General features: G+C 70.6%; 16 protein-coding genes. 3 read left to right on the top strand and 13 right to left on the bottom strand.

The window, feature by feature from the left end:
* Nucleotides 1–2 precede the first annotated feature (2 nt).
* From fliQ to BY998_RS06070, 11 genes are all read right to left on the bottom strand, one after another.
* Nucleotides 3–269 carry a flagellar biosynthesis protein FliQ gene (gene fliQ, locus BY998_RS06120; protein WP_110350743.1) on the bottom strand — a complete coding sequence of 89 codons (267 nt, stop codon included), beginning with the start codon at nt 267–269 and terminating at the stop codon, nt 3–5.
* 59 nt (nt 270–328) lie between these two features.
* Nucleotides 329–736 carry a flagellar hook assembly protein FlgD gene (flgD, locus tag BY998_RS06115; protein ID WP_110350742.1) on the bottom strand — a complete coding sequence of 136 codons (408 nt, stop codon included), beginning with the start codon at nt 734–736 and terminating at the stop codon, nt 329–331.
* A gap of 5 nt (nt 737–741) precedes the next feature.
* Complete coding sequence (flbT, locus tag BY998_RS06110; RefSeq protein ID WP_110350741.1) at nt 742–1,275, bottom strand: flagellar biosynthesis repressor FlbT; 534 nt, start codon at nt 1,273–1,275, stop codon at nt 742–744.
* A gap of 10 nt (nt 1,276–1,285) precedes the next feature.
* Nucleotides 1,286–1,636: a flagellar biosynthesis regulator FlaF gene (flaF, locus tag BY998_RS06105; protein ID WP_110350740.1), complete on the bottom strand. Its 351-nt coding sequence runs from the start codon at nt 1,634–1,636 to the stop codon at nt 1,286–1,288.
* A gap of 40 nt (nt 1,637–1,676) precedes the next feature.
* Nucleotides 1,677–2,729 carry a flagellar hook-associated family protein gene (locus tag BY998_RS06100; RefSeq protein WP_110350739.1) on the bottom strand — a complete coding sequence of 351 codons (1,053 nt, stop codon included), beginning with the start codon at nt 2,727–2,729 and terminating at the stop codon, nt 1,677–1,679.
* Nucleotides 2,730–2,736: 7 nt separating this feature from the next.
* Nucleotides 2,737–4,206 carry a flagellar hook-associated protein FlgK gene (flgK, locus tag BY998_RS06095; RefSeq protein WP_110350738.1) on the bottom strand — a complete coding sequence of 490 codons (1,470 nt, stop codon included), beginning with the start codon at nt 4,204–4,206 and terminating at the stop codon, nt 2,737–2,739.
* A gap of 79 nt (nt 4,207–4,285) precedes the next feature.
* On the bottom strand, nt 4,286–5,497 hold the full coding sequence (locus BY998_RS06090; protein WP_110350737.1) for a flagellar hook protein FlgE: 1,212 nt from the start codon (nt 5,495–5,497) through the stop codon (nt 4,286–4,288).
* Nucleotides 5,498–5,666: 169 nt separating this feature from the next.
* Nucleotides 5,667–6,995 (bottom strand): flagellar protein export ATPase FliI, encoded by a 1,329-nt coding sequence (gene fliI / locus BY998_RS06085; protein WP_110350736.1) that lies wholly within the window; start codon nt 6,993–6,995, stop codon nt 5,667–5,669.
* Between the two features lie 4 nt (nt 6,996–6,999).
* On the bottom strand, nt 7,000–7,728 hold the full coding sequence (gene flgF / locus BY998_RS06080) for a flagellar basal-body rod protein FlgF (protein ID WP_110350735.1): 729 nt from the start codon (nt 7,726–7,728) through the stop codon (nt 7,000–7,002).
* Nucleotides 7,729–7,732: 4 nt separating this feature from the next.
* Nucleotides 7,733–8,992, bottom strand: a complete 1,260-nt coding sequence (locus tag BY998_RS06075; RefSeq protein WP_110350734.1) for a DUF1217 domain-containing protein — start codon at nt 8,990–8,992, stop codon at nt 7,733–7,735.
* 121 nt (nt 8,993–9,113) lie between these two features.
* Nucleotides 9,114–9,608 (bottom strand): hypothetical protein, encoded by a 495-nt coding sequence (locus BY998_RS06070; protein WP_245421493.1) that lies wholly within the window; start codon nt 9,606–9,608, stop codon nt 9,114–9,116.
* A 293-nt stretch (nt 9,609–9,901) separates the two neighbouring features.
* Between BY998_RS06070 and BY998_RS06065 the strand changes: the two genes are divergently transcribed.
* Both BY998_RS06065 and BY998_RS25010 read left to right on the top strand, forming a co-directional pair.
* Nucleotides 9,902–10,201 (top strand): PilZ domain-containing protein, encoded by a 300-nt coding sequence (locus tag BY998_RS06065; protein WP_110350732.1) that lies wholly within the window; start codon nt 9,902–9,904, stop codon nt 10,199–10,201.
* 355 nt (nt 10,202–10,556) lie between these two features.
* On the top strand, nt 10,557–11,978 hold the full coding sequence (locus BY998_RS25010; RefSeq protein ID WP_110350731.1) for a flagellin: 1,422 nt from the start codon (nt 10,557–10,559) through the stop codon (nt 11,976–11,978).
* Nucleotides 11,979–12,083: 105 nt separating this feature from the next.
* Here BY998_RS25010 and BY998_RS06055 read toward each other — a convergent pair whose 3' ends face one another.
* Nucleotides 12,084–12,764, bottom strand: coding sequence for a response regulator transcription factor (locus BY998_RS06055; protein ID WP_110350730.1), 681 nt, complete (start codon nt 12,762–12,764; stop codon nt 12,084–12,086).
* 391 nt (nt 12,765–13,155) lie between these two features.
* Here BY998_RS06055 and BY998_RS06050 point away from each other — a divergent pair, with 391 nt between their 5' ends.
* A complete protein-coding gene (locus BY998_RS06050; protein WP_110350729.1) occupies nt 13,156–14,433 on the top strand; it encodes an aminotransferase class I/II-fold pyridoxal phosphate-dependent enzyme in 1,278 nt (425 codons plus the stop codon).
* 149 nt (nt 14,434–14,582) lie between these two features.
* Here BY998_RS06050 and BY998_RS06045 read toward each other — a convergent pair whose 3' ends face one another.
* Nucleotides 14,583–15,701 carry an AAA family ATPase gene (locus BY998_RS06045; RefSeq protein ID WP_110350728.1) on the bottom strand — a complete coding sequence of 373 codons (1,119 nt, stop codon included), beginning with the start codon at nt 15,699–15,701 and terminating at the stop codon, nt 14,583–14,585.
* Between the last annotated feature and the right edge of the window lie 7 nt (nt 15,702–15,708).

The raw sequence follows: 15,708 nt of genomic DNA, 5'->3' as shown, positions 1-15,708 counted from the left end.
GTTCAGAACCCCGTCGCGATCCGACCGTAGGTCATCTCGGCGAAGGCGTAGATCTGCGAGCCGACGAAGGTCCCCGTCACCAGCATCACCAGCAGGATCGCGACGATCTTCGGCACGAAGGTCAGGGTGACCTCCTGGATCTGCGTCAGCGCCTGCAGCAGCGCCACCGCGATGCCGACCAGCATCGCCGCGCCGACGGAGGGACCGGCGGCCACCAGCACGGTCCAGATGGCGGAGCGGACGAGTTCGAGGGCGTCGACCTCGTTCATGGGAGGGACTTCCGTCGCTGCATGTCTCTTCGGGTCGGCCGGCGCGTCGCGACCTTGCGCTAGCTGATGGAGATGCCAGAGGCGAGCAGCATCTCGCGGCCGTCGGCGAGCTTGGCCATCACGCCGTCGCCGGTGACGCGCACCGACTGCACCGTGCCGGTCGTCAGGCCGTCCGCCGAAGTCAGCGTGCGCCCGATGATCGCGTCGGCCTGGTTCAGGAAGCTGGAGGCCAGCAGGGAGTCGAGCTTTTGGTTGGTTTTGGTGGCCTGCTCGACCTGCGAGAACGAGGCGAGCTGGCCGACATATTCCGTCGAATCCATCGGCTTCGTCGGGTCTTGATTCTGAAGCTGAGCCATCAGCAGCTGCAGGAAGGTGTCGGCGTTCATCTTGGAGGCGACCGAGGTCGCCGCCTTCGCCGCAGCGCCGGTGGTGGTGCCGGTGCTCGCGCCGGTCGCGGTGACGTCCATGGATTTCAGGCCTTGTCGGGGGAGGGGGCGGCCGGCCGAACGCGGGCCGCGGGCCGGCGGCGCTGGCCGGTCCGGGTCGGGGGCACGAGGAGGGCGGCGGGGGGCACCTCCGGAAGGGAGCCCGCCGCGCCGAGCAGCGTCGCTTCCGCCGGGTAGAGGCCGCGGATGAGCTTCAGGGCCTCGAAGGCGCGTCCCGCCTCGACCAGGGCGTGCGCCGCCGTCAGCCCCTCGCGGATCGCGGGATCGGTGGTGGCGGTAAGGATGCCCTCCTCGATCCGGGCGTAGAGGGAGCGGGCCGGGACCGCCTGGGCCGGCGCGATCAGCATGGTCTGCGCGGCGAAGTAGAGCTGGCGCAGGGGCGTCGTCGCCTCCTCCGCCTGAAGCACGTGGCCCTCCAGCAGGAATGTCGCGTCGTTCATCAGTTCGAGCGCGACCTTGCGGTCGACGCGCACCACTGCGCCGTTGATGTAGACGCGCTCGCCCGCCTTCAGACTCAGATGCATGGTGCGGGCCGTGGCCCGGCCGGACTCGCGCGTCATCGTCCGCCCCTCACCGCAGGCCGTCGCGGATCGAGGTGTTGACCTCGATCAAGGCCGCGAGGCTGCGCTCGGGCGTGTTCAGCACCTCGCCGGCCTCGCGCATGGTCCACAGGCCGATGGCCACGAGGTCGGAGCGCAGGCCCTCGGGCAGCCCGTTCTCGGGGTCGAGCAGGTCGGCGATCAGCACGTTCCAGAGGTTCTGGATCGAGCCGACCGCGGCGTTGCGCTCCGCGCCCGCGGCCGGGCCGCGTGCCTCGGCCGAACGCAACTGGCCGAGGGCCCGGTCGAAGGCCTCGCGCTCGCGCTCGCGACCGAGATCGGGCGCGTCCTCCATGATCTCGGAATAGGAAAGGCGGTACATCGGGGCCGACGCTCCGTGCGCGATGGGGAAAAGCGGGCGGTCAGGAAAGGAAGTTGATCAGGCTGAGGCTGCGCAGCTGCGCGGTCAGCCCGTAGGACATCTGCATCTGGGTGGTGATGGCATCGACCCGCGCCTTGGCTTCCGCGGGATCGACGCTCTCCAGATCCCGGACTTGGCCGGTCAGCAGCGCGGTCTGCTTGGCCATGCGCGCATTGGCCTCCGTGATCCGGCTCTGGCTGCGGCCGAGATCGGCCTGCATCGTCGTCAGGCCCCCGCTGGCTTGTCCGAGCAGATCCATGACTCGGCCGGTGGCCGCCTCCTGCGCGTCCTGCGAGAGGCCGGACAGGCCGAGGCCGGAGGCGATGACGTAGGCCATGCCAAGCTTGCGGAAGGCGTCCGCATTGGCGCTGACCGAGGTGCTGACGGTCTCGGTCAGCGAAATTTGGCTGGCGATCGTCCGGCTCGAAGCCTCAGACCAGGTTTGCTTCCAGTTCGCCTCGGTGAACAGGCCGGCGAGCGGGCCGTCGATGAAGCTCTCGATCTGGGAAGGCGTGATGCCGGACGCCGCTGCGGAGCCGGGGGCGAAGCCGAAATAGAGGGTGAAGGCGTCGTCGACCGCCGTCTTGGCGGCCGAGGCCGGGCTGCCATCGTGGGCCGTCAGCGGGGCCGTCCCGCTGGCGGTGCCGCCGAATACGAACTGGCCGCTCGCGTTGGTGTTGAGCGCGCCCGTCAGCGCCGCGAGTCGGCCGCGGGCGGCCTCCGCGGCCGTCTGCCCGCGCTGGCTGGCGGGAAGTGCGGTGAGTTCGGCAAGCGTCGCGTCGGCGGCCGTCTGGACCTCCTTGAGCGCGCCCTGCGTGGCCTGCAGCCGGAGCGAGGCCGCCGCGTTGCTCTGCGTCAGCGCCGCCAGGACGGCGCTCTGCCGCCGCAGGCCGAAGGCCTCGGTGACGCCGCCCCCGAGCGTCGCGCCGACATCGGCCAAGCGGCCGGTCGCGATCTCCCGGGTCGCCGTCGCGAGATCGCTCTGGAGGCGCGCGGCGCCGGTGCGCGGCGCGTTCCAGAGAGTGAGGCTCGAAATGAAGCCCGTCGTCATCATGGTCGTGTCACCGCACCGCGTCGAGGAGGGTCTTGAGCAGGTCGTTCACGACCCCGATGAGCTTGGCCGAGGCGCTGTAGGAGCGCTCCAGCTGCAGGGCGAGCGCGGCCTCGTCGTCGCCGTTCACGCCGGCCGCGTTCGAGAGCGCCTCGCTGGCGCGGGCCAGCAGGGTCTTCTGATAGGAGGCCTCGACCGAGGCGTCCTTGCGCTGCGCTTCGAGCCAGCCGGCGGACGACGCGGCGAGGCCGGGCAAGCCGGCGGCGCCGCCCAGGCCGATGGCCGGATCGAGGGTCTGCTCGGCGGAGAGCGAGGCCAGCAGGCCGCGCAGGCGCCCCGCATAGGCGGCGTCGCCGCCCGCCGCGGGATCGGCATAGTCGCTGCCGTTCATGCCGCCGCTGCGCAGCAGGACGAGGCTTCCGCCCCGGGCAGGATCGACCGCTTGGTTGACCGCGATCGACGAAGCGAGGCCGCCGCGCCCGGCCGCGCCGGAGGCGGGCAGGCTTGCGTTACCGCCGGCCGTGAACAGGCCGGCCCGCGGACCGTCATCGGGCCCCACCGCGTCGCTCTCGGCGAAGGCGCCGATCAGGCCGCCGGCCAGGGCGTCGAGCTGCGCCTCGTAGGTCACCGCCGCGCCGTCGCGGAGCGCCGCGAGCCCGGCGATCCGCCCGGAGGACAGCGGCATCGGCGAGGCGGCGCCGGCGACGGGCACGCCGTCGATCGTCACGCTGCCGCCGGCCGTGCCGGCGGCGAAGGCGGCGGTGGGAGAGAAGGCGACCGCGCGGGGGCCGCGCTCGAACAGGGTGACGCCGCCATCTGAGTAGAGCGCCATGTCGCCGCCCTCGCGGGCGACGGCGGTGACGCCGATTTCCTGCGAGAGCGCGGTCAGGATGCGGTCGCGGTCGTCCAGCGCGTCGGTGGCGTCTCCCCCGGTCGCCGTGAGCCGGGTGACGGCGCGGTTCGCGCTGTCGAACCGTCCCAAAAGGTCGTTGATGCGGCCCACCGCGTCACGGATGCCCGCATCGGCCTCCGCCCGCACGGCGTGGACGGCGCCCGCCGCTTGATTCAGGCTGCCGGCCAGCGCCTTGGCCGCCTCCACCGCGTCGCGGGCGAGCTGCAGGTTGTCGGGCTGGTTGGCCGCGGATTGGAGGGCGGCCTGGAGCGCCGAAAGGCGCGCGGCCGGCGCGGTCGCGTCGTCGGTGTCGCCCACGGTCTGCGCGAGCTTCGTCAACCCGCTCAGCAGGGCGTCGCCGCGGGCGGCATCGGACGAGGCGGCCAGCGTGCGGGCGTAGAGCGCCGGATCACCCGCGCGGGTGATGGTGACCGTGGCGCCGCCCGCGCTTCCCGCGACCAGCGTCGCGATCTTGCGCGAATAGCCGGGATCGTTCGCGCCCGCGACGTTGCGCGCGGACACGGCGATCTGGTTCGAGTTCGCGAGCAGCGAGGCGCGCGCGGTATTGAGCGCGAGGGTGAGACCCATCGGTCGGTTCCTGGGACGCGCAGACGCGTGGGATGCGCCCGCGGCGGGCGGGCACATCCCGGTGCGGTGGCGCCGCGCGTCAGCGCTTGAGGTTCATCAGGGTTTCGAGCAGTTCGTTGCCGGTCATGAACACCTTGGAATTGGCGGTGTAGACCGTCTGCGACTCGATCATCGTGGTCAGCTCGGTGCTGACGTCGACGTTGGACTGTTCGAGCGCCCCGGCCTTCATGATGCCGCGCCCGCCCTGGCCCGCGAAGCCGATCTGGATGTCGCCGGATTCCGCGCTTGTCGTGAAGACGTTGCCCGCCCGCGGCGCGAGGTTGTCGGGGCTCGCTACATCCGCGAGCGGCACCTTGAAGGCAGCCTTGCGGGTGCCGTCGGAATAGACCGCGTAGACCGTGCCGTCCTCGCCGAAGGCGGTGCCGGTGACGGCGGTGGGCGACGAGCCGTCGGCCGTGCCCGAGAGGTTGTGGTCGCCCGACAGCTGCGTCAGGCCGGCCAGATCGACCTTGACGCTGCGGCCGTTCGGCACCTGCACGGTGGCGGTCCCGCCGCCATTGACCTTGCCGTTGCCGTCGAAGCTCACGGTGGTGGAGCCGACGAAGGCGTTCCCGGAGCCCGGGCTGAAGAAGCTGACCGCCCAAGTGTCGCTGGAGGTCTTGGTCATCTGGACGTCGAGCGTCACCGGCTGGCCGACGTTGTCGTAGACCTTGAGCGAGTTCTTCTTCGAGTAGCCGACGGCGCCCGTCGCCGTGGGATCGTAGACCGGCGTCTCGAAGGAGAGGTTGCCGCTGATCGTGGCATTGGTGGAGGGGCGCGCCTCCTGGCCCATCACGCTGACGTTGACGGGCTGAAGATCGGCGACGCCGTTGAGGACGGGGTTCGGCGTGCCGTTGGCGAGGCTGTAGCCCATCAGGGTGAAGCCGCCGGAATTGACGAGGTTTCCGGTCTTGCCGTCGACGACGAAGTTGCCGGCCCGCGTTAGGAAGGGTGCGCCGCCCGCGTCGCGCACGACGAAGAAGCCGTTGCCCTGGATGGCGAGGTCCTTGTCGGAATTGGTCGAGGCGATGGGGCCGCCCTCGCTGACCGCACGCCGCAAGGTGGTCTCGACCGCGCCGGAATTGTAGTTGCCGACATCGCCGGAATCGAGCAGCAGCGAGGAGAACTCGGCCGAAGTGCGCTTGTAGCCGGTGGTGCTGGCGTTCTGGATGTTCTCGGCCACCGTCGAGATGCGGTTCGACTGAGCGTTCATCCCGGAAACGCCGGTGCGGAGCACGCCGATGAGACTCATGCTGACACCTCGTTGACTTTCGAATTCTTGCGCAATGGACACGGCGTCGCTTGCGCGGGGCTGAAGGAGAAGGTGATCTCGGCCGGCAATGCGTTCGCCGCCTTGCCGGCCGTCCCCGCCAAGGCGGGGTGGCGGTCGTCCGCCGTGTTTGCGAGAGGGAAGATCACGCTCATCCCCGCAGGGACTGGGCGAGTTCGAGGAAGGCGTCGCGGCTCGGGGGCTGGCCCGGCTCCTGGCGCAAGGCCTCGTAGATCCGCGGCACGAGGCTGACGGCCTGGTCGAGATCGGGATCGCTGCCGGCGCGGTAGCCGCCCATCAGGCGCAGATCCCGCGTCTCCTCGAAGCGGGCCATCATGCTCCTGAGCTTGCGCACCAGCTCGCGCTGGTCTCCGGTCCAGACCTCGCCCGCGAGGCGCGAGATCGAACCGAGCAGGTCGATCGCCGGGTAGCGGCCCTGTTCGGCGATGGCGCGGTCGAGCACCACATGGCCGTCGAGCGTGCCGCGGATCGAGTCTGCGACGGGGTCGTTGTGGTCGTCGCCGTCCACCAGTACCGAGAAGATGCCGGTGATCGTGCCCATCCCCTCCGCGCCGGGGCCCGCGCGCTCCAGGAGCCGCGGCAGGTCCGAGAAGACGCTCGGCGGGTAGCCGCGTGCCACCGCCGGCTCGCCGGCCGCCAGCGCCACGTCGCGGGCGGCGTGGGCGTAGCGCGTCACGGAATCGACGATGAGCAGCACCGACTCGCCGCGATCGCGAAGGGACTCGGCCACGGCCAGCGCCACCTTCGGCGCTTGGCGGCGCATCATCGGGCTCTCGTCGCCGGTCGAGACCACGATCACGGCGCGCTCGCGGGCGGCGGCGATCGGCCCTTCGAGGAATTCGCGCACCTCGCGGCCGCGCTCGCCCACCAGGGCCACGACGACGCTGTCGAAGCCTTGGGCGCCGGCCAGCATCGCCAACAGGGTGGACTTGCCGACGCCGGAGCCGGCGAAGATGCCGATGCGCTGGCCGGCGCAGAGCGGCGTGAACAGGTCGATCGCCCTGACGCCCGTGGGCAGCGGCGCCTTCACCCGGGCGCGGGTCATGGCGGCGGGCGGGTCGGCGTCGAGAGGGACGCTGCGCGGCCCCTCCGTGAGCGGGCCGAGGCCGTCGACGGGTCGGCCGAGCGCGTCGATCACCCGGCCCTTCCAGCGCGGGTCCGGGCGCAGTTGCGCCGGGCCGATGCGGTGAGCGAGGCTGCCGATACCAGCCTCGATCCGGCTCTCGAACGGCTTCACGATCGCACCGGCCGCATCGATGCGCACCACCTCGCCGACCTGCGTGCGGCCCTCGGCGGAGAAGCCGATGCGGTCGCCGAGCCGGACGAAGGCGGACACGCCCGCGACCCGCGCCGCGCTGGCGGTGACCTCGCGCACGGGACCGGCGACCCGCACCAGCGGCAGGTCGCGGCGCCCGGCCTCCATCGCTCGGTGGAGGCGCTCGATGGCGTTCTGCGTCATCGCGCTAGCCCTGCGGACCCAGCGTCTTGACGGCGCCGGTGAGGGTGTTGTCGGCCTCCGAGGTCATCGTCGCCGCGCTCTCGAAGGCGCGCTGGATCGCGATGAGCTTGGTCATCTCCAGGATCGGGTTGACGTTGGCGCCCTCGACATACCCCTGCACGAGGCCGATCCGGGTGAAGTCCTGCACCGGCCGGCCGGGAATGCTGGAGGCCACGGCGTTCTCGCCGGAGCGGGTCAGCGCGGCCTTCGGGTCGAGGGTGAACACGCCGAGCGCCCCGACTTGGTTGACGCCCTGGTGGATGCTGCCGTCGCGGCCGATGACCGGCGGGCCGGCCTGGGGATCGAGCAGGAGCGGTCCGCCGCCGGGATCGACCACCGGCAGCCCGCCCACCGTGCGAAGCTGCCCGTTGGCGTCCATCGTCATGCGCCCGTCGCGGGTGTAGCGCGTCTCGCCCTTCAGTCCCTTGACGCCGAGCCAGGCATCGCCCTGGACGGCGACGTCCAGGGGGGCATCGGTGCGCGTGGTCTGTCCGGCGACCCGTGAGATGGTGGCCTTGCCGGGACCGACGAAGGCGACCTCGCCGCGGTTCGAGCGGGCGAGCAGTTCCGAGAAGGTCGTCTCCTCCGCACGGAAGCCGGCGGTCGCCATGTTGGCGACGTTGTTGGCGGTGGTGGTCAGGCGCCGCTCGAGGGCGATCTGGCTCGAGAGGGCGACGTAGAGGCTGCTCTGCATCGTCCTACCTCCCCGCCCGCGCGGCCTGCGCGCTCGTCAACATCTCGGCGTCGATGCCGTTGGCGGATCCGGTGAACAGGGCGAGCACGGGCGCGCTGGCAGTGTTGTTCTGCGCATCCCAGATCGCCGCGAAGCGCCGCACGAAGGCGTCGAGCTTGTCCGGGTCGCGCAAGGCCGCGATGTCGATCTTCTCGGCGATCAGCGCGGCGCGCTTGGCCAAGGCCTGGCTCGTCGCCGCGCCGCTCGTGGCCGGCAGGCCGATCACGGTGTTGGCCACCTGGCTCAGCGCCGCATCGCCGAGGATGTCGTAGGCGCTGCCCAGGGTCGGCGCCTTGCGGGCGAAGTAGAGCGCGAGGCGCACGCCCGTATCCGCGTCGCCCGCCTCCCCCTCCAGCGACTGGCGCAGATAGGCCTGCGTGACGGTCTGCGCCATCGAATCCGGCCCCAGCGCCGTGCCGAAGCCGAGATCGGCGGCGATCCGGTCCGGCGCGGAGAGGGGCGCATTGCGGATCGCCAGGGTCCGGTTCGCCCCGCCCGCGCTCACCAGCGTGTCGGCGTCGCGCCCCGTGCCGCCGGAGGCGCCGTCGGCGCCGAGATCGGTCAGGGCGGTGGTCTCGAAGAACAGGCTTCCGTCGGCGGCCAGCCCCGCCTGGACCTTGCCCTTGAGGGCGGAGGCCTCGATCTGCGCGGCCACCGCCGCTGCGATCTCCGCGGGGGACACCTTCGACAGGTCTTCCACCCGGCCGGCGAGCGCCCGCGCGTCGAGTCGGACCGTAACCGACTGCGTGGTCGCGGCGTCGAGCCGGGATTCCACGACGAAACTCGCCTCCGCCCGGCCGCTGAAGTCGTAGGAAGCGGCCAGGAGTTTCGGCGCGCTCAGCGAGGCGGCACGGGCCTGCTCGCCGAACTTGGCCGCGTCGGCGCCCGCGGTGGAGACGCCCTGCCCGAAGCTGAAGGCCTTGGCGAAGGCGGTGTAGCGCTCGTCGGCCAGCCGGTTGGCGAAGCTCGCCGCGCTGGCGGCTCCCTCCTCCAGCACCTTGCGCATGAAGGCCTTGGCGTAGGTCATCTCCTCCAGGCCGTAGGCCTTCATGGCGTAGGCGTAGAGGCGCTGGTCACCGAGCAGATCGTCGACCGACTTCACCGCGCCGATATGGGCCTCGTAATAGGCGGTCTCGCGCGCGACCGAGGGTTCCGCCGCCTTCCGTGCGAGGGAGGCGGTGAGATCCTTGGCGATCAGCCGGTAACTGGTGAGCGTGTTGGTCACGGACGGGCGCCTGGGCGTGAGCGCGGGAGGAGGGCGACCGTCGGAGCGGCGCGGACGGAACTCGACCCCGGCTCTAGGGCGGCTTGCTTGTCCCGGGCTTGCCGGGTTTCGTCCGGTGAGGTCACAGCGCGACAGGGCCGATGATGGTCTCGGTCGTGATCACGACCCAGCCCGCGCCGGTCCGGCGGATCGACAGCACGCGGCCGGCGCCGGGCAGCACGCTGCCGAGGGAGGCGGTCAGCCGCCCCTCGCGGCTCTCCAGGGTCGCGACGCCGTCGGCGACCCCGCGCAGGGCGTAGGCGCCCGCCTGCGGCGGGGCCGGGCGCTCCGCCGGGTCACGGGGCAGGGCGGCGGCCACGGGGCGGTCCGGCAGCGAGCCGGTGGTGACGGGATCGAAATCGGGATCGGCGAGGCGGCCCTGCGCCACACTCTTCTTCCAGGCGAAGGGCGGGGTGCCGGCGGGCAGCACCGCCTGCACGGCGTAGCCGTGCGTGCCCGTCGAGATGGCGTAGCCGGCAAATCCGCTGGCGGTCAGGGCGAGCAGGACCAGGGCCGCCAGCACGGTGCGCTCGCCGGCCGCCTCCCTGGCGCGGCGGGCCGCGACGCTGACCGCCAAGGGGCGTGACACCGGTCGCGACGTTGGACGCGGCGAGCGGGCGCCGGCGGCGGAGGATCGCCGTGCGGGATCGAACTGCATCGCGGGTCTCGGCGGGTCGGTCCCGGGGCCGGCGCGCGGACACGAAGGCCTCCGCGGCGCTTCCCGGGGGCGGAAGGCGTCATCGTTCACGATCCGTGTACGGTTATGCTTGACGCCGGGTTAACGATGCCCCGCGAAGGGATGTCCCATCTCATCGACAGGGTAGCGGCGGGACTTTAAGCCGGAGTGAGAGACGGGCGCCGGAGGCGAGCATGGCCGATCCGCGGGGGAATGGTTCGCCGGAGGCTGCGGCGCCGGTCGCGCGGGTGGGAAAGCGTCACCGCGTGGTGCAGCAGGGCCGCATCGTCCTGGGTCCCGAGCGGCTCATCGCCTGCACCGTGCGCGACCTCTCCCGCAGGGGCGCGAAGATCTGCCTCGACGCGCGGCACGTCCTGCCGACGCGCTTTCCCCTCGTGATCGCCGCGCACGACCTGCGCACGTTGCCCGCCCGACTGTGCTGGCGGCGGGGCGATCTGGCGGGCGTCGCCTTCGACGAGGCGGCGGCTTCCTAGCGGCTTGTCCACAGACCGTAACACGCTCTGTGGAGAGCCCCGGCGGGACGGCGCCGCCCGGGCGCGCTTAATCGCTTCGTAACGGGCCCCGGTCATTCTCGCGGCATCGAAAGGCGCTCTCGGCAGCCGTCTCGGCCGCCATGCGGAGACCTTCGAAGACAGGCCAGCGGGTGGACCCTACGGGTCCATGGACATGATGTCGGTCCGCTGATCCGGTGGGAGTCCGGAGGTGTGATGCGCGGCAGACGGGCCCCACGGGCCCGCCGCGGCCCTTGTGACGGGCCGTGCGGCCGCACCGGTGCGAGCCCGGCCCTCAAGAACCGTCCCGTCCTCATCATCCCCGGAAGACAGATCCGTGACCAGCCTGCTGACCAACATCTCCGCCATGACGGCGCTGACGACGCTCAAGGGCATCAACAGCCAGCTCGACGCCACCTCCAACCGCGTCTCTACCGGACAGCGCGTCTCGACCGCCGCCGACAACGCCGCCTACTGGTCGATCGCCACCACCGTGCGCACTGACAACGCCTCGCTCTCGGCGGTCAAGGACTCGCTCGGCCTCGGCTCCTCGGCGGTCGACACCGCCTATAACGGCCTGAACTCGATCCTGTCCGACATGCAGAACCTGCGCGCCAAGCTGCAGACGGCGCTGCAGCCGGGTGTGGACCGCGCCAAGGTCCAGACCGAGATCAAGGCGATCCAGGACAAGATGAAGGCCACGGCCGATTCCTCGACCTCGTCGGGTCAGAACTGGCTCTCCGTCGATTCCTCGGCCGCGAACACCAGCTATCAGGCGACGCAGAACGTGGTGGCCGGCTTCTCGCGGGCCTCGTCGGGCAACGTCACCTTCTCGATGATCGGCGTCGACGTGAACGCGATCAAGCTCTACGACGTCAACGCCTCCAGCATCACCACGGCCGCCACCGCCGGCCAGGTGTTCGGCTCGACCTCGCTGACCGGTACGGCGGCCTTCCGTCCCGCCGACGCGACGCCGGCCAACCGTGGCACCGCCGACTTCAGCGGCACCAACGAGGTGGCGTTCTCGCTCACCCTCGGCGACGGCACGACGACCGCGACGATCCGGCTCAACAGCTCGACGCTGTCGTCGGCCGCGGCCAATCTCTCCCGGGTCACCACCACCGAGTTCCTCCAGGCGATCAACAACCAGATCGCCGCCGACACGACCACCACGCCGCTCGCCGGCAAGGTGTCGGCCTCGCTCGACACGGCAGGCCGCCTCACCTTCACGACGACGGCCACCGGCTCGGGCAACGACGCTCAGGTGACGATCCTCAACGTTGCTGCGAGCGGAAGTAACGCGCTGATCGATGTCGGCTTCGGGGCCGGCACGCCGGCGGCGACCGATGCGCGGACCGGCAAGGGCACGGCGGCGGGCACGGCGACGGGCAAGGGCATCCTCGACACCGTCGATTCCGGGACCACGTTCTCGCTCGCCACGATCAACATCTCGAGCCTCGTCGGCACCGCGGGCGACACCGCGCTCGGCAACATCATCACCCAGGTCGAGAAGGCGATCGCCAAGGTGACGGATGCCGGCACCAAGCTCGGCGCCAGCAAGACCCAGATCGATGGCCAGAAGACCTTCGTCGATACGCTGATGAAGGCCAACGACCGCACCATCGGCATCCTGGTCGATGCCGATATCGAGGAAGAGTCGACCAAGCTGAAGGCGCTTCAGACGCAGCAGCAGCTCGCCGTCCAGGCGCTCTCGATTGCCAACTCGGGCAGCCAGACCGTTCTCTCGCTCTTCCGCTAAACCGAGCGGCGAGCCTGGTCTTCGCGGCCAGGCTCGCAACGGAACGCGAAAAGGCCGCGCTCAGATCGAGCGCGGCCTTTTCCTTTCGGAGACGATACGGCCGGTTCAGCCCACGAAGGTGTAGCCCGCCAAGCGCTTGGCCTCGATCGGGTCGTAGCCGAGCCGCATCCGCAGCTTCTTGCGCAGCTTGCTGATATGGCCCTCCACCACGCTCTCCTCCACGCTGGTGTCGAGGTCGCCGTAGACCGCCGTGAAGATCTGGCCCTTCGTCACCTGCCGGCCGCGGTTCTTGGAGAGGTATTCGAGGATGTGCCGCTCGCGCCGGGGAAGGATCAGGCTGGCGCCGTCGATTTCGGGATCGCGCCCGTCCGTATGGACCTTGAGGCGGCCGGCTTGGTCGGGGGCGGGGGCCGGCTCGGCGCCCCGGCCCGTCCGACGCCGGATCGCGCTGGCCCGGGCGATGATCTCGCGGACATGCACGGGTTTGCGCACCACGTCGTCGATGCCGGCGGTGAAGAGCGCCAGGGTCTGTTCGAGCGAGCGGGTCTCGTTGAGAGCGATGATCGGCGCCCGGCTGAGCGAGCGGATCGCCACGGTGCAGGAGGCGCGGTCGGCGCAATCGCCGATCAGGAAGCCGTCGATCGCCTCCACCTCGATCCGCGGCGCGGTGTCGAGCCAGCCCTGCATGGACCCAACCGCCAGTCCCTGCGCCTTCACGCCCTCGGCGCCGAAACCGGCGACGTAATGGTCGGTGACGTTCTGCCGCTCGTCGACAACGATGTACATCGCCAGTGCTCGAAGATGTGCGAGGTCATTGCGTCGCGAGCGATGGTCATTCGCTCGCCGCCATGGCCGATCGGAATGTTGAAGATCGATCGAATGCTGCGATCTGTGGTGGAGGGAGCGTGTTGGTCTTCGATCAACGCTCGCCGGCAGCCGCTTTCTGCAACATTTGACGCTGTTAGCTTTTTGGTTGGAATGGTTAACGACGCGTTAAGGCCGGTCCGGACCGTTACGGGGCGTTAGGAATTGGCCTCTTCGCATCTGCACACGTGACCGAATCGCCACACTGTCACCAGACCATCCCGGTGCGACCCACCCGTTTCCGTCGAAGCGACCTTGACCAAGCGTTCGCCGCGGGCTCGAACGCAGGCTCGGCACCGCCACGAGGAATCCCATGCCGTCGCTGACCACCCTGTCGTCCGAAGCTCTTGCGGAGCTGCGCTCCGGCCTGCGTGGCGAGTACGAGGCCCTGAAAGCGCAGGGGCTCAAGCTCGACATGACCCGCGGCAAGCCCGCTTCCGATCAGCTCGATCTCGCCGCCGAGATGCTGGCCCTGCCGGGCAACCGCGACACCACGGCCGAGGACGGCACGGATGCGCGCAATTACGGCAACCTCCAGGGCCTGCCCGAGACCCGCGCGTTGTTCTCGCCCCTGCTCGGTGCCAGCCCCGATCAGATCGTGATCGCCAACAATTCGAGCCTCGCGCTGATGCACGACGTGCTCGTCTACGCCCTTCTGAAGGGTGTCCCGGGCGGCAGCGGGCCCTGGTCGAAGCAGGAGCCGATCACGATCCTCTGTCCCGTCCCGGGCTACGACCGCCACTTCTTCCTCTGCGAGGGCTTCGGCATCCGCATGATCCCGATCCCGATGACGGGGGAGGGGCCGGACATGGAGGCCGTCGAGCGCGAGGTCGCCGACCCGTCGGTGAAGGGCATCTGGTGCGTGCCGCAATACTCGAACCCGAGCGGCGAGACCTATTCCGACGAGACCGTCCGGCGGTTGGCCGCGCTCAAGGCCGCCGCGCCCGATTTCCGCATCCTGTGGGACAACGCCTACGCGGTGCATCACCTCACCGAGGCGCGGCCCTCGCTTCCGAACATTCTGGAGGCCTGCGCCGAGGCCGGAAATCCGGATCGTGCGATCGTGTTCGCCTCGACCTCGAAGGTGACGCTGGCCGGCGCCGGCCTCGCGATGTTGGCGTCTTCGCCGGCCAACGTGAAGTGGTATCTCGCCCAGGCCGGGCGCCGCAGCATCGGCCCGGACAAGCTCAACCAGCTCCGCCACGTCCGCTTCCTGCGCGACGCCGCCGGCATCGCCGCGCATATGGAGCGCCACCGCGCCCTGATCGCCCCGAAATTCGCGGCCGTGGAGGAGGCGTTCGCCGCCCGCCTCGACGGCTGGGAGGTCGCACGCTGGAGCCGGCCGCTCGGCGGCTACTTCGTCACGCTGGACGTGACCGACGGCACCGCCTCGCAGGTGGTGCGGCTTGCGGGCGAGGCCGGCATCGCGCTGACGCCGGCCGGCGCGACGCATCCCTACGGCAAGGACCCGCACGACAGGACCCTGCGCATCGCGCCGACCTTCCCGAAGCTCGACGCCGTACGCAAGGCGGCCGAGGCGGTGGCGCTCTGCACGCTGCTTGCGGCGGTGGAGGCGCGGGCGGACGGGTGAGAAGCCCGCCGAGCGGTCTTCTCGCCGTCATCGCGAGCGGACGCGAAGCGATCCAGACGCGCGACTTCTCCGAAAGGGTCGGCGCCCTTGATCGCTTCGGCTTCGCCTCGCGATGACGGAGGCGAGGACGCGACCCGAGGGCTGCTCCCTCACACCACGACGGTGATCGCCTGCGCGGCCCGGGTCAGACCCGTGTAGAGCCAGCGGGCGCGGTGTTCGCGGAAGGCGTAGGATTCGTCGAACAGCACGACCTTGTCCCACTGCGAGCCCTGCGCCTTGTGGACGGTGAGCGCGTAGCCGTAGGTGAACTCGTCGGTCTCCCGGCGCAGGAAGAGCGGGATCTCCTCCTCGGAACCCTCGATCACCTGCCGCAGCACCTTGATATCCACGGCCCGGCGGCGCACGGCCGGATCGTCCTCCGGCACCACGTCGAGGCGGACCGTGTCGGGTCGAGGCGGCGCGCGCAGAGCCTGCACCGTCCAGGTCGAGCCGTTGAGCAGGCCCTTGGTGCGGTCGTTCCTGAGACAGACCAGCTTCTCGCCGACCGACGGCATCGGGTCGGTGTGGCCGGCCAGCTCCCGCAGGCGGTTGTTGTAGAGGCGGCGGGTGCGGTTGAGGCCGACCAGGACCTGATCGCAGTCGAGCACCTGGGCCGGGTCGATGTCGCGGCGCCGAACGACCCGGCTCTGCCCGTACTCGCCGACCTCCAGCCGTCCGCCCTCGCGGATCGTCATCGCCATGCGCACGATCGGGTCGTCGGCCGCCTGACGGTGCACGTCGGTGAGCATCACGTCGGGCTCGGCCTCGGTGAAGAAGCCGCCGCCGCGCACCGGCGGCAACTGGGCGGGATCGCCCAGCACCAGCACCGGCTTGTCGAAGGAGAGGAGGTCGTGGCCGAGATCGGAATCGACCATCGAGCACTCGTCGATGACGATGAGGTCGGCCTTGGCCGCCGGGCCGGAGCGATTGAGGCTGAAGGTCGGGCCGCCCTCGTCGCCCTCCTTGGTTCGGTAGATCAGCGAGTGGATCGTCGCCGCGTCGTGGCAGCCCTTCTGGCGCATGACCGAGGCCGCCTTGCCGGTGAAGGCGCCGTAGACGACGGGGCCGTCGATATCGTCGGCGATGCGGCGGGCGAGCGTGGTCTTGCCGGTGCCGGCATAGCCGAACAGCCGGAAGACTTGGTCGCCGCCCTCCTTGCGCCAGCGGGCGATGGCTTTCAGGGCCGCATCCTGCTGCGGGGCGAACTGGGTGGGAACGGACTCGGCCATCGGACTC

This window comes from Methylobacterium sp. B4 (genome assembly GCF_003201865.1).
Taxonomy (GTDB): Bacteria; Pseudomonadota; Alphaproteobacteria; order Rhizobiales; family Beijerinckiaceae; genus Methylobacterium.
The sequence above is the reverse complement of the archived record's forward strand: the minus strand, read 5'-3'. Positions and strand labels throughout refer to the sequence as shown.

What these genes read in the sequence shown, in the direction of transcription:
- fliQ (WP_110350743.1), bottom strand. Translation starts at nt 269, where the DNA reads ATGAACGAGGTCGACGCCCTCGAACTCGTCCGCTCCGCCATCTGGACC.
- flgD (WP_110350742.1), bottom strand. Translation starts at nt 736, where the DNA reads ATGGACGTCACCGCGACCGGCGCGAGCACCGGCACCACCACCGGCGCT.
- flbT (WP_110350741.1), bottom strand. Translation starts at nt 1,275, where the DNA reads ATGACGCGCGAGTCCGGCCGGGCCACGGCCCGCACCATGCATCTGAGT.
- flaF (WP_110350740.1), bottom strand. Translation starts at nt 1,636, where the DNA reads ATGTACCGCCTTTCCTATTCCGAGATCATGGAGGACGCGCCCGATCTC.
- BY998_RS06100 (WP_110350739.1), bottom strand. Translation starts at nt 2,729, where the DNA reads ATGATGACGACGGGCTTCATTTCGAGCCTCACTCTCTGGAACGCGCCG.
- flgK (WP_110350738.1), bottom strand. Translation starts at nt 4,206, where the DNA reads ATGGGTCTCACCCTCGCGCTCAATACCGCGCGCGCCTCGCTGCTCGCG.
- BY998_RS06090 (WP_110350737.1), bottom strand. Translation starts at nt 5,497, where the DNA reads ATGAGTCTCATCGGCGTGCTCCGCACCGGCGTTTCCGGGATGAACGCT.
- fliI (WP_110350736.1), bottom strand. Translation starts at nt 6,995, where the DNA reads ATGACGCAGAACGCCATCGAGCGCCTCCACCGAGCGATGGAGGCCGGG.
- flgF (WP_110350735.1), bottom strand. Translation starts at nt 7,728, where the DNA reads ATGCAGAGCAGCCTCTACGTCGCCCTCTCGAGCCAGATCGCCCTCGAG.
- BY998_RS06065 (WP_110350732.1), top strand. Translation starts at nt 9,902, where the DNA reads ATGGCCGATCCGCGGGGGAATGGTTCGCCGGAGGCTGCGGCGCCGGTC.
- BY998_RS06055 (WP_110350730.1), bottom strand. Translation starts at nt 12,764, where the DNA reads ATGTACATCGTTGTCGACGAGCGGCAGAACGTCACCGACCATTACGTC.
- BY998_RS06050 (WP_110350729.1), top strand. Translation starts at nt 13,156, where the DNA reads ATGCCGTCGCTGACCACCCTGTCGTCCGAAGCTCTTGCGGAGCTGCGC.
- BY998_RS06045 (WP_110350728.1), bottom strand. Translation starts at nt 15,701, where the DNA reads ATGGCCGAGTCCGTTCCCACCCAGTTCGCCCCGCAGCAGGATGCGGCC.